The 12811-nt window shown below is 63.1% G+C and carries 12 protein-coding genes; 3 read left to right on the top strand and 9 right to left on the bottom strand.

The features are described from left to right. Window positions 1-36: 36 nt before the first annotated feature. Complete coding sequence (locus SR858_RS05515; RefSeq protein WP_019922729.1) at window positions 37-921, bottom strand: alpha/beta fold hydrolase; 885 nt, start codon at window positions 919-921, stop codon at window positions 37-39. Window positions 922-1089: 168 nt separating this feature from the next. Between SR858_RS05515 and hslO the strand changes: the two genes are divergently transcribed. Next, complete coding sequence (hslO, locus tag SR858_RS05510; RefSeq protein WP_019922730.1) at window positions 1090-2043, top strand: Hsp33 family molecular chaperone HslO; 954 nt, start codon at window positions 1090-1092, stop codon at window positions 2041-2043. A gap of 29 nt (window positions 2044-2072) precedes the next feature. Here hslO and SR858_RS05505 read toward each other — a convergent pair whose 3' ends face one another. Next, window positions 2073-3062, bottom strand: coding sequence for a bile acid:sodium symporter family protein (locus tag SR858_RS05505; protein WP_019922731.1), 990 nt, complete (start codon window positions 3060-3062; stop codon window positions 2073-2075). A gap of 8 nt (window positions 3063-3070) precedes the next feature. Continuing rightward, on the bottom strand, window positions 3071-3391 hold the full coding sequence (locus tag SR858_RS05500) for a hypothetical protein (protein WP_019922732.1): 321 nt from the start codon (window positions 3389-3391) through the stop codon (window positions 3071-3073). 262 nt (window positions 3392-3653) lie between these two features. Here SR858_RS05500 and SR858_RS05495 point away from each other — a divergent pair, with 262 nt between their 5' ends. Both SR858_RS05495 and SR858_RS05490 read left to right on the top strand, forming a co-directional pair. Continuing rightward, window positions 3654-5999: a TonB-dependent receptor gene (locus tag SR858_RS05495; RefSeq protein ID WP_322534500.1), complete on the top strand. Its 2346-nt coding sequence runs from the start codon at window positions 3654-3656 to the stop codon at window positions 5997-5999. A 60-nt stretch (window positions 6000-6059) separates the two neighbouring features. Next, entirely contained in the window at window positions 6060-7271 is a 1212-nt protein-coding gene (locus SR858_RS05490) for a glycerophosphodiester phosphodiesterase (RefSeq protein ID WP_084670020.1), read from the top strand. A gap of 8 nt (window positions 7272-7279) precedes the next feature. Here SR858_RS05490 and SR858_RS27735 read toward each other — a convergent pair whose 3' ends face one another. From SR858_RS27735 to SR858_RS05465, 6 genes are all read right to left on the bottom strand, one after another. Next, window positions 7280-7501 carry a type II toxin-antitoxin system RelE/ParE family toxin gene (locus SR858_RS27735; protein ID WP_407654687.1) on the bottom strand — a complete coding sequence of 74 codons (222 nt, stop codon included), beginning with the start codon at window positions 7499-7501 and terminating at the stop codon, window positions 7280-7282. A gap of 81 nt (window positions 7502-7582) precedes the next feature. Next, the gene (locus SR858_RS05485; protein WP_019922736.1) at window positions 7583-7801 is read right to left on the bottom strand and encodes a hypothetical protein; all 219 of its coding nucleotides are present in this window, start codon (window positions 7799-7801) and stop codon (window positions 7583-7585) included. Window positions 7802-7894: 93 nt separating this feature from the next. Continuing rightward, window positions 7895-9073 (bottom strand): hemin-degrading factor, encoded by a 1179-nt coding sequence (locus SR858_RS05480; protein ID WP_019922737.1) that lies wholly within the window; start codon window positions 9071-9073, stop codon window positions 7895-7897. Between the two features lie 20 nt (window positions 9074-9093). After that, the gene (locus SR858_RS05475) at window positions 9094-11448 is read right to left on the bottom strand and encodes a TonB-dependent receptor domain-containing protein (RefSeq protein ID WP_154819964.1); all 2355 of its coding nucleotides are present in this window, start codon (window positions 11446-11448) and stop codon (window positions 9094-9096) included. A gap of 165 nt (window positions 11449-11613) precedes the next feature. After that, window positions 11614-12144 (bottom strand): gamma carbonic anhydrase family protein, encoded by a 531-nt coding sequence (locus tag SR858_RS05470; protein ID WP_019922739.1) that lies wholly within the window; start codon window positions 12142-12144, stop codon window positions 11614-11616. A gap of 8 nt (window positions 12145-12152) precedes the next feature. Continuing rightward, window positions 12153-12779: a DUF1349 domain-containing protein gene (locus SR858_RS05465; RefSeq protein ID WP_019922740.1), complete on the bottom strand. Its 627-nt coding sequence runs from the start codon at window positions 12777-12779 to the stop codon at window positions 12153-12155. Window positions 12780-12811 lie beyond the last annotated feature (32 nt).

Here is a 12811-nt window from a genome sequence, read left to right as displayed (position 1 = left end):
CTGCCTGCGGCTTTTCCACGCAAGCTGGCGTGCTGGTCAATCCTTGAGGAAATCCTCGATCAGGCGCGCCAGCGCCACCGGCTGGTCATGGTGCAACATGTGGCCGGCGCCGACGATGGTTTCGCGGCGCAGCTTGCGCAAATGACTTAAGCGGCGGTCGAGCTCCACGCGTCCTTTCGGCTGCGAGCCGAGCCAGTCCCACATATTGGTCTGGTCGGCCTCCACCCACAGCACCGGCGCGGTAATCGCGTCCCAGCACGCCAGGATGTCTTCCACGTGGTAAGGCAAGGGACCAGCCTGCTTGTGGACCGGGTCGCCGAGGATTTCCCACTGGCCCACGTCGTTTTGCGCCGACCAGTGCTGCGCCAGGAAGGCGGCGCGCTCGTCCGACAGGCGCGGATTGGTCTTTTGCAGGCGTGCTGCCACGGCAGACTGGGTGGGATAGCTGCGCAGCGCCGGTTTTTCCAGCAAACCGTCGAGCCATTGGGCGTAGCGGCCCGGGGTTTGCTCGGGGCGCGGCGCGCGCAAGCCCGCCCCTTCCAGGTTGATCAGCTTGCGGATGCGCTCGGGACGGGCGCCCGCGTACAGGCCCACCACGTTGCCGCCCATGCTGTGACCGAGCAGGTTGACCGCCTGGCCGGGCGCATAATGGCGCAGGATGGCGTCGAGGTCGGCCAGGTAGTCGGGGAACCAGTAGGTGTCGGCGCCGCTGCGCTCGGACAAGCCGAAGCCGCGCCAGTCCGGAGCGATCACGTGCCAGTCGCCCTTGAGCGCGTCCACGACAAACTGGAACGAAGCGCCCACGTCCATCCAGCCATGCATCATGAAGATTTTTGGCGCGCCCTCGTTGCCCCAGTGGCGCACGTGGCAGCGCAGGCCGCGTATGGTCAGAAATTCGGCGCGCGATGGCGTGAGGGTCATGATGTGTGCCTTGAAATTAGCGGCCCCGGCGCAATATCGGATGATTGCTGGCCGCAGACATTGTTTGAACCAAAATAATAGCACGACCGTTCGTTGCCCCGTGTACGCGTAAAATAGCGGGTTATCGTGGCCACGCTTTCACGCCGCCAAAACAGATTGGATACTAATATGAGCACTACCCTGTCCCAGGACACCCTGCAGAAATTCATTTTCGACAACGCCGCCGTGCGCGGCCAGTTCATCGACATCTCGGCCACGTGGCGCGAGGTACTGGCGCGCCACGCCTACCCGACGCCGGTCAAAAAGCTGCTGGGCCAGATGGTGAGCGCGGCGGCGCTGCTGTCCGCCAACCTCAAATTCAACGGTTCGATCATCATGCAAATCCACGGTGACGGTCCGGTGCGCCTGTTGGTGGTCGAGTGCGACTCCGACCTGCGCCTGCGCGCCACCGCCAAGCTGGCGCCCGACGCGGTGATCGCCGACGACGCGTCGCTGGCGTCGCTGCTCAATGCCACCGGCAACGGCCGCTTCATCATCACGCTCGATCCGGCCGACAAGGTGCCGGGCCAGCAGCCGTACCAGGGCATCGTGCCGCTCGACGGCGAAGACGTGGCGACCATCATCGAAAACTACATGTTGCGCTCGGAACAGCTCGACACCAGGCTGTGGCTGGCCACCGATGACACCACCTCGCGCGGCCTGCTGCTGCAAAAGCTGCCGGACCACGGCGGCAAGACTGGCGTCGCGCCGCTGTCGGCCGACGAAGCGCTGGAAACCTGGAACCGCGCGGTGATGCTCGGCGGCACGCTGAAGGAACAGGAAATGCTGGAAACCACGGTGGACGTGCTGATGCAGCGCCTGTTCTGGGAAGAGACGATCCGCGTGTTCGAGCCACTCACGCCATCATTCCACTGCAATTGCACCCGTGAAAAAGTGGGCAATATGCTCAAGATGCTGGGCCAGGAGGAAATCGACAGCGTGGTGGCCGAGCAAGGCCACGTGGGCGTCAACTGCGACTTCTGCGGCCAGCACTACGACTACGACAAGGTGGACGTGGCCCAGCTGTTTGCCACCGATGCGCCGGTGGAAGCGCTGCTGCCACCGGGCCAAGCCAAGCACTAAGCCGAAGTACTCAGCACTAGCACTCAGCATCAAGTCAGCTCGGCCTGCCTTTCTTTCTCGGCCGAGCTGGCATAACGTTGCGCCAGCACCGCGCACACCATCAACTGCAACTGGTGGAACAGCATCAAGGGCAGCACCACCGCCCCCAGCGTGCCCCCGGCGAACAGCACCTTGGCCATCGGCACGCCGCTGGCCAGACTCTTCTTCGAACCACAGAACACGATGGCGATCCGGTCTTCGCGGCTGAAGCCGAGCTTGCGGCTCACCCTGGCCGCGGTGAACATCACCAGCGCCAGCAATATCACGTCGATCAGCAGCAACCCGGCCAGCGAACGGCCCGACACCTGGTGCCACAAGCCCTGCCCCACCGCCTCGCTGAATGCCGTGTACACCACCAGCAGGATCGAACCCTGGTCCACCAGCCGGGTCATCGCCTTGTTGCGCTCGACCCAGGCGCCGATCCAGCGCCGCGCCACCTGGCCGGCAATGAACGGCAGCAGCAGCTGGGTGGCGATCTGGACGAATGATTCGAGCGACGAACCGCCCTGCATTTGCGCACTGGTCAACAGGCCGACCAGCAGCGGCGTAATGAAAATCCCCAACAGATTCGAGGCCGACGCGCTGCAAATGGCGGCGGGCACATTGCCGCGCGCAGCCGCCGTGAACGCGATCGACGATTGCACGGTGGACGGCAACATGCACAGGAACAAGATCCCCAGGTAGAGGTCGGGTGTGACCAGCGGTTCGAGCAGCGGGCGCAAACCAAGGCCCAGCAGCGGGAACAAGGCAAACGTGCACAGCAGCACCAGCAGGTGCAGGCGCCAGTGCGTGATGCCGGCGATCACCGCCTCGCGCGAGAGCTTGGCGCCGTGCAGGAAGAACAGCAGGCACACGGCGGCGTGGGTGACATTGTCAAAGACCACGGCGGCCTGGCCGGTGCAGGGAAAGAGGCTGGCGGCGGCGACCGTGACGATCATGGCCAGCGTGAAGTTATCGGGGAGGTATTTCGGTCGTGCCATTGAGTGAACTATCTAGAACATTTGATTGCAAGGATATCGATGCCGCCCAGCATGCGGACCGACGCGGCGCTGCGCACCAGGTCCACCCGCTCCTGGCACTCGCCGCGCACGAGGCTGTGCTGGGTGCGGGTGCACACCGTCAAGGTGCCGGCGCTGCTGCTCTGGCAGTCGAACTGTTCGGCACGCATGCGCACCAGCGCTTCGTCCAGCGTCATGCCCGGCTGGATCGTGGACGTAACGAAGTTGCCGAGCTTGCCCTGGTTGACGGTGTAGCAGCCACCCAAGGCAAGCGACAGCGCCAGAGAAACAAGGATGACAGGGATGCGCATGATGTGATTCCTGGTTATTTCCATCGGGCACAGTGTACCAGCCCCGGGATTTTTGCGGTCATGCCGCCATCATTGAGCAGTCACTGGGCGGTCACTGAGCGGTCACTGAGCGGTCACTGAGCGGTCATCACGCGGTCACATGCGAAACCTATCATGCGCCACGTTGCGATTCACTTAATCTGGCTACAAGGTAAACATGAACAAGAAATTATCCGTAATGCGCTCGGCATGCTTGATCGCTTTGAGTCTCCCGATGCTGGCCATGGCTGCCAATGTTGCCGCCGCCGTTGCCGAGATGGCCGAGGCCCCTGCCGCAGTGGAAGCTGCCGCAGCGGCTGACGCAGCAACCGTCGGCGCCGCTGGCGCGCCGATCGCCACCGTGGAGATCTCCACCCGCAAGACCCGCTCCTCGGTCGAGATGAGCAAGAGCGACATGCAGAAAATCCTGCCAGGCATCAACCCGCTGAAAGCCCTGCAGACCCTGCCCGGCGTGAGCTTCCAGACCGCCGACCCGTGGGGCAACAACGAACAAAACCTGTCGCTGTTCATCCACGGCTTCTCCGGCCAGCAACTCGGCTACACCATGGACGGCGTGCCGCTCGGTGACCAGCAATACGGCAACTACAACGGCCTGTCGCCACAGCGCGCCGTGATCAGCGAAAATGTCGGCAGCGTGATCCTGTCGTCGGGCGCCGGCGACCTGGCCACCGCGTCCACCAGCAACCTCGGCGGCACCATCGAGACCTTCTCGAGCGATCCCACGCAAACCCGCAACCTGGCCGTGCAGCAAACCGTGGGCAGCCACACCACCTCGCGCACGTTCGTCCGTTACGATACCGGCGCGTTTGGCGACGGCAGCAGCGCCTACATCTCGGCCCTGCACCACGAACAGAAGGCGTGGGACTTCGATGCGCGCCAGGGCGGCGACCAGTTCAATGCCAAGTACGTGAACCAGAGCGGCCTGGGCAAGCTGACCCTGTTCCTCAACTACTCGGACAAGATCGAACCGAACGAAGACAGCACCGTGCGCTCGGCAACCGAGAAATACCAACCGTACACGCGCCCGTTCATCTACCCGAATTTCCAGGAAGCGGTCAATTACCTTTCCCCCACCGGCGCCACGCCGACGGCCGAAGGCAACAACTATCGCAACTACTACAGTGATGCGCAGCGCACCGACTACCTGACTTACGCCAAGTTCGACATGAACGTCAGCGACAACACCACCTGGTCGAACCAGGTGTACTACCACAACGACGACGGCGTGGGCGTGGTGGCCGGTCCGATCGGCGTGGCCGGTTTGCCGGGCCTGTTCTCGGTGTATTTCCCGGGCCAGAATCTGAAACAGGTGTTCGGCAACTCCGGTTACGCCACCCGTACCACCGAATATAAAATCAACCGCGCCGGCTGGCTGTCCACCGTGCGCAGCGAGATCGGCAACCACAAGCTGCAAGCGGGCATCTGGTTCGAGCGCAACCGCTCGGAAGCGTACCGCCGCTGGTATGCACTCGACATCAACAACCCGAGCTCGCCATATGACCGCCCGAGCAATCCCTTGATCACCCAGTACGGCAGCGAGATCGACAACAAGGTTGTGCAGTTGCACCTGCAGGACGAATGGCGAGTGCGCGACGATATCGCGCTGCAGGCCGGCTTCAAATCGAGCTTGCAGTTTGCCGATGGCCAGTTCCCGGTACAGCCCAAAGTGGGCGCGATTGCCAACGGTTCCACCGCCCTGCCGGTCGGCAAGATCGACACCAAGAAATGGTTCTTGCCGCAACTGGGCGCGCGCTGGGACATCACGCCGCACGACCAGGCGTTCTTCAACGTGCAGAAAAACATGCGCCAGTTCGTCACCTACGGCGGCGGCGGTGCATCGCCGTGGAGTTTGGCCAGCCAGTCCGCGTTCGACCTGTTCCGCGACACGGCCAAGCCGGAAACCTCGGTCACGTATGAAGCGGGCCTGCGTACCAGCCGCCAGTTGAACTGGGGCACAATCTCGGCCTTCGACGGCCAGGTCAACCTCTACCACGTCAACTTCAAGGACCGCCTGCTGACCATCAGCCCGACGCCGGTGATCTCGTCCATCATCGGCGGCAACCCGGTGCTGGCCAACGTCGGCAGCGTCAAGACCGATGGCATCGACCTGTCGGGCACGCTGCACTTCGGCCGTGGCTTCTCGTTCTACAACGCGCTGTCATACAACCGCGCCGAGTACCAGGACAACTACAGCAACGGCAGCGCCATCGTGCCAACCGCCGGCAAGACCATTCCCGGCAGCCCGGAGTGGATGAACAAGTTCGTTGCCACCGCCAACGTGGCCGACGCCGAGTTCCAGCTGATCGGCGACTACGTGGGCAAGCGCTACGCCACCTACACCAACGACCTGGCGGTGAAGAGCTATTTCCTGATGAGCCTGGGCGTGTCGGGCAAGCTGCCCTTCCTGAACAGCAACTGGATCAAGAACGCGCGCTACCGTGTCAACATCAGCAACCTGGCCGACAAAAAGGGCGACCTCAACGTTGTAGTGGGTGCGGCCAGCGGCACGTACAATACCTTTCCGATCGCACCACGCCAGGGCTTCCTGACGTTGATGGCAGACTTCTGATTTTTTACCATGCCGCTGCCGGGAGGCTAGACCCGGCGCGGTTTATCGAGACAGACTCCGATGACCCAATCAACTTTTGCATCGCCGTTGCCGGGCAGCTTGTCACGGCGCGGTTTTATTCAGACAGCCGCCGCAGTTGCTACGGTCACTGGCGCTTCGCTATTGCTGCCAGCTTCGGTGCTGGCAGCAACGCCGGCTGCTGGTATTGACCAGTCCGGCATGCCGGGGATTGCGCCGCTGGGCGCTGGCGGCGTCGCCGGTGGCAAACGTCCACTGGTATTCGGCCATCGCGGCGCCAGCGCGCTGCGTCCCGAACACACGCTGGCCGCGTACGCCAGGGCCATCGTCGATGGCGCCGATTACGTGGAGCCGGACCTGTGCAGCACCAAGGATGGCGTGCTGGTCGCGCGCCACGAAGCCTACCTGAGCGAGACCACCGATGTGGCCAGCCACAAGCAATTCGCCAGCCGCAAGACGCGCAAGACCATCGACGGCGAAGCGCACGACGGCTGGTTCGTTGACGACTTCACGCTGGCGGAACTCAAAACCCTGCGCGCGGTCGAGCGCATTCCGCAGTTCCGTCCCGGCAGCGCCGAGTACAACGGCATGTTCCAGGTGGTGACGTTCGAGGAAATCATCGACTTCGTCGCGGCCGAAGCAGCCGCGCACGGGCGCATCATCGGCATCGTGCCAGAACTCAAGCACTCGACCTATTTCGCCAGCGTCGGCTTGCCGCTGGAAGACCGCTTCCTGTCCATTATCGCCGCGCACGATTACACGCGGCGCAACCCGGTGCAAATCCAGTCGTTCGAAGTAGCCAACCTGAAATACCTGCGCAGCAAACTGGCCACGCGCGCCAACCTGCGCCTGATGCAGCTGGTGATCGGCGAGGATGTGCGGCCGATGGACGTGGCAGCGGCCGGCGGCAAGCTGACCTTCAAGCAGATGTGCACCCCGGCCGGCCTGCGCGACATCGCCCGGTACGCCGACGTGGTAGCGCCCCCGACCCGCGCGATCATCCCGTTGAAACAAGACGGCAGCTTGGCGGCACCGTCGTCGCTGGTGGAAGACGCCCACCAGGCCGGCCTGCGTATCGAGCCGTGGACCTTCCGCCCGGAAAACCGCTTCCTGGCCGCCGACTTCCGCAAGGGCGCCGACACCGCCCGCAACGAAGCCGGCTCGATCGCCGAAATGAAACGCTACATCGCCACCGGCATCGACGGCTTCTTCACCGACGACCCCGCCCTCGGCCGCGCTGCGCTGGCGGGCTGACCGTTGTTTCAGAAGCCTGGTTTGCTGTGGCGACTGGTGTGCCACCGCGCCAGGATCTCGACGCGATTACCTGTGATTCGGTAGTACAGATGATGGTGGATTTTAGCAAGATGGACGCGCCGGACATTTGCCAGTCTGGCGTTCTTCGCGATAGCGCCAACCTTTGGCAGCATGGACAGGAGTGTGAATGCGCGTTCCAGTTCGAGCTGAACGGCATCCGGTGCGGGCAAGGCGGTGCTGCTGCCACCAAGCGGCTAGCTGCCGTATCTCGGCAGCCGCACGATGGGTGACGCTGATGGCGTATAGGGCAATCAAGGTCCACGCAAACTGGCAATCAGTTCAGCGCCAGAAATCACTTCACCGCGCTCGGCTTCCTGGATCGAAAGCATCAAGGCAGCTTCTTCTCCGTCGCTCAGCTCGAACGGTTCATCGGCTTCATGCGTGAATACCGACACGACGGTCCCTTCGTCGAACGGCGCACCGTCGACGATTACCTGGCCAGCCACGATTTTTCCGGTAATGAACTTCATGTCAAAAATAATAGCACTGGTGGCGCGGATGTCAAAGTCTCACCCAATTCATCCGCGCCGTGCTGCTGGTGCTCTGCTGCCTGCGCTGAACTCTTAACGGCTGGCCTGGCGCGCGGTGTCGGCGCGTGGCAGTGCTGCGGCCAGGTCGATCCATGGCTGCGGCGCTGGCTTGTTGCGCTCGCGCACGGCAAAGAAGCTCACCACCTGCTCGCTGTTTTGATCGAAGAATTCCACCGACGTCACCCCTGCCCGCTTGACCACCCAGCCGCTGGCAAACGCGCTGTCGCGCAGGTGCAGGTTGAATTCGGGATCGAGCACGTTGAAGTAACCGCCCGCTTCCGCCACCTTGTTCACGGTGCCGCTGTAGATCTGGATGGTGGCGCCGTTACCGAGGAAGGTCATGAACTTGATCTGGTTCCTGGCCACGCCTTCGAGCAGCGTGCGCACCGCTTGCGGCGTGATGCGCTCGGCCGCGCCCGGTGGCGCCAGGCGCATCGCCTGTTCGCGCGAAACGCCAAATTCGGTCAGCAAACGGTTGAACTGGTGGACGTCGTTGATCTCGTTCCACGCCAGCTGGAATTCCTTGACGTCGATCTCGCTGTCCGGCTTCTCCTTGGCCTTGACCGGTGCGGCTGCCACTTTCAGGTCCGGGCCCTGGTTGGCGTTGCGGAAGTCGGCCACCAGTTTATCGAACACCGGTGCGCCGGCGTCGCTGCGCACGTAGAGCTTGTGCACGGCATTGCCGCTGGCGTCAAAAAACTGCAGGCTGCGCGCCACCACGCCATCCTTGCCCGGCTGGGCGACGGCAAACGCGTACTTCCATTTGTCGAACCAGAAGCGCAGGTCGATCTCGCCGCCCAGGTAGCCGCCGGCGATATTCCGCATGCGTACTTCGCGCTCTTTTTCCTTGTCTTCGTCCAGGGTCTGCACGTCCTCGTCCGGTTTCAGGCGGGTGGCAACGCCGGTGCGTTCGATCACGCCGTTTTCATTGCGCGTCAGTGCCATGACCTTGCCCAGGTCGAGCGCGCGGCGCATGATTTCGCGCGGCGCCGTGCCGTCGTCCTGCAAGCGGGTGACGGTCTTGCCCAGGCCGGTGGCGAGCAAGTCCGCTTCTGACACGCCGAGCTGCCTGGCGGCGTCGCGCGCGGGCAGGCGCGGCTGTTCGGCGCGCAGCTTGTCCCACTGTTCGACGAGGTTGGCGGCGCTGCCGGTTACCGAGGTCAGCAGCAAGGCGCTGGCCAGCGCCAGTGCATATCGATGATGGTGTTTCATGGGTGGCTCCGTTAAAAAGATTAGTAGATGACCTTCAGGGTGAATGCGTAATTGCGTCCGGGACGCGCCATGCGTTCGATATCGTCGCGCGTGGCCACCGTGGTGCCGGTGGGCATGCCGCGCGAGGAGGCGAAGTCCCAGTACTTCTTGTCGCCGAGGTTGTAGGCGCCGGCGCTCAGTTCGACGTGCTTGCTGATGTTCCAGTAAGCAGTGAGGTCCATCACGCCGTAGCCGGGCGTCAGGAACCGTTCGGCAGTCACGCCACCGATCACGTCGTTGCCGGCGCGCTGGCTGCGCACGCCACTGATGGTGAACGCCGCGCCGCCGCGCTTGGTCGGGTCGTCCCAGGCAAAGGTCGCGTTGGCCTTGTACGGCTGCACCGATACCAGGCCGCCCTTCTGTCCCGTCAACTGGTTCTCCGCATTGCCACGCGACAGGCCGGCAGCCAGGTTGACGCTATAGCCCTGCATGCCTTGCAGCCATTGGCCCAACTGGAAGTTGCTGGAGAATTCGCCGCCCCAGATGCGCGCCTTGCCGATGTTCTCGGGACGGAACAATCCGAAGGTGATGGTCGGGAAATTGACCGGATCGGCCGGCTGCGTGGCGTACTCGATGAAGTTGTTATAACGGGTGTAAAACATCGACGCGCTGAACTCCACGCCCGGCGTGGCCGTGCCTTTCAGGCCCAGCTCGAAGGCGTTGCTGGTTTCCTTTTGCAGGTTGGCGTTGCCCAGCACTGCGTAACCGACACCAGCGCCGGTGTAACTGAACGAATCGTAGGTACCGGTGCGCTCGGCCGAATTGGGCAAGCGGGTGCCGCGCGAATACTGGGCGTAGGTGGTCAGGGTAGGCGTCAGTTCCACCGACAGGTTCAGGCTCGGCGTGAAGTACGAGTCGCTTTCCTCCTTGACTTCGCTGGCGGCATTGGGAATGGCGATCGCGTAGTTCTGCAAATTCTTCGGCGTCAGCTTGCGATGCTCGCCGCGCAGGCCCGGCGTCAAGGTGGCCTGGTGGCCGGCCAGCGGGAAGCCGAACTCGCCACGCACATAAGCGGCGACCTTGTCGGTATCCATGTCGGCCATGCGGTTCTTGCGGGTGATCTGGTGCGCACCGGTGCGCACCACGGTGCGGTCTTCATACCATGGGCGGCGCGACTCCTGGGTTTCATAGTTGGCGCCATAGAACAGCGACGCTGCCGTGCCCAGTTTCTTGCTGGCCTCGATTACCAGTCCACGGCTGTCGTTGTAGTAGCCGGTCTCGATAAAGCGCAGGTACGGCTGGCCGCCGCTCACGTAGGCGGCGTTGGTCTGGTCCACCACCGACGCATCCTGCTTGTACACGTGGGTTTTCAGGCTGTCGAACAGCGCCAGGCCGGCGTCGGTCCAGTTGTGCTCGATACTGTAGCGGTTGCGCTTGGTGGTCGAATCCTGGATCGCGCCTTGCGGATACAGGGCGCCCGTCTTGTTGTTGTAGACGCGGTGATGGTCGGCCTTGTAGCTGTCGATGGTAAAGCCGAGCTTGTGGCCAGGCGCCACTTGCCAGTTCAGCTTGGCAAGGATGGCATTGCTTTCCCAGTCATCGGGATTGACCGGCACGCTGCTCTTGCTATCGAGTTCATCGCCCTGGCGGTGCACGCCCACGACCAGCGCCTTGAGGCTGGGGCTGATCTCGGTAGCGGCCGTGAATGCATGCATGCGCGCGTTCTGCTCACCCGAGTAGCCGAACTTGTATTCGCCGTACACCTTGCGCGTGCCATCAAGATACTGCTCCGGCGACTTGGTCACGAACGACACCGAGCCGCCCAGGCCCGGCGTGCCGCTGCCGGCCGGGCTGGCGCCCGAACCGATGCTCACGTAGTGAAACGTCTCGGGATCGAAGTAGTCGCGGCCGATGCCGAAGGCATTCATGGTGTTGCCGTCCGGCTTGGGCGCGGCGTCAGGCAAGGAGATGCCGTCGAGCTCCATGCTCACGCGGTTGCCCTCCACGCCACGAATATTGAAGCCGGTATTGCCGGCGCCGTCCCACACGTTGCCGCTGCCGCTGGCCGCGCCAGGCACGCTGATCAGTGGCGAATAGCGGGCGATATTGGCCATGTCCACCGCGTTGTTGCGCTCGATCTGCTCGGCGCCGATCACGGTGGTGGTGCCCTTGCGGGTGGAGGCCGGATCGTCGCGCTTGGCCTGGACCACGATTTCGCCCAGCGCCGGTGCGCCTGCCGCAGCGGCCGCAGCAGCGACTTGCGCCTCCTGCGCGTGCGCCGGCAGCAGCGCCGCGCCCAGCAAGGTCAACAAAGCAGATTGCACAGCCACGCGCATCAGGCGCGGACGCGGGAATTGAACAGCAGCGGCGCAGTGCCGGGCAGGAGTAGCAGCCATAAAGTATCCAGAGAGAGTATGTGAACGGCTGGCTCTCGGACGCTTACGATTGCTGGCAAAAAGTCATACTAACAATAATGATTCTCATTTACAAGCAATAGTTGGTGCCTGTTGATCACTATTGTTTTTCTACAACTCTCCTGCAGCGTGGTGTGGCGCGGTCTGCTATCCGGCCAGATAGTTGTTCTTCACCCGCACATAATGCTCGGCCGAATACTTGAGGTAGGCGATCTCCTCCGCGCTCAGCGCCCGCGCCTTTACGGCCGGGCGGCCGATGTACAGGTGGCCGCTTTCCAGCACCTTGCCGGGCGAGACCAGGCTGCCGGCGCCGACCATCACCTGGTCTTGCACCACCACGTCGTCCATGATGATCGAGCCCATGCCGATCAGGCATTCGTTACCGATGGTGCAGCCGTGCAGGATCACCGAATGGCCGATGGTGACGTAGTTACCGATGGTCAGCGGCGAGCCATCGGGTTTCGATGCGCTCTTGTGCGAGACATGGCCCATGGCAAAATCCTGCACATTGCTGCACTCGCCGATGACGATGCGGTTGACGTCGCCGCGCAGCACGGTGTTGCACCATACCGAGCTGTCGCGGCCGATCTGCACGTCGCCGATCACCTGTGCCGATTCGTGGACGTAGATGTCTTCACCGAGCACGGGGCTGGTACCGAGGTAGGAAGTAAATGGCATAAGGGCTTTCAGTAAAGTTGAAGACGGCCGGGAACAAACGACAGGAACGCGAATTCGGCCTGGTAGCCGGCCGCCTTCGGGCTGCACGCGTACAGGCCGCAGGCCACGCTGGCGGCAGCGCCGCGTTCGGCCAGGTGGGCGATGCGGATCTGGGTCCAGGTTTCGCCATCGAACGACGACTCGACGATGCAGTCCTCGGCCTCGGCGCGGATGCGGAACCACACGGTGTCGATGTGCCGGGGCAGCGGCTGGGTGGACCAGTCCGAGTAATGGCCGTTGGTGACCACGGCGCCCAAACGGTTATCGCCGTCCGGCTCGAACTCCACCGACGTCTTGAGCCAGCAGCCATCGGACAACCGCACCATCAGGCCGGCCTGGTCGTACTGATGCACGGGCTTCGACGTGACCCGGGTGGTGAGCACGAAATCGCCGTACGCTGGCAGATGGAGGAAGTGGCCGTTATCGACCTGGAAACCGTAGTGCGTACGCTGCCAGAAGTCGGTATTGGCATCGGGCGCGATGCGCAGGCAGCGGGCGGCGGGGTCAATGCGCCAGTTGGCCGGTTCGCAGTGCCATTGCAGGCGGCTGTCGAGCGCGGCGTCATCAAAAATCAGGTCCAGCGCGGTATCGGTCATACGGCATCCTCGTCATGGAAAACGCCAGTGTA

The organism is Duganella zoogloeoides (assembly GCF_034479515.1).
In the GTDB taxonomy this organism is placed as follows: Bacteria; Pseudomonadota; Gammaproteobacteria; order Burkholderiales; family Burkholderiaceae_D; genus Rugamonas; species Rugamonas zoogloeoides.
This window is presented reverse-complemented; position numbering and strand designations above follow the sequence as displayed.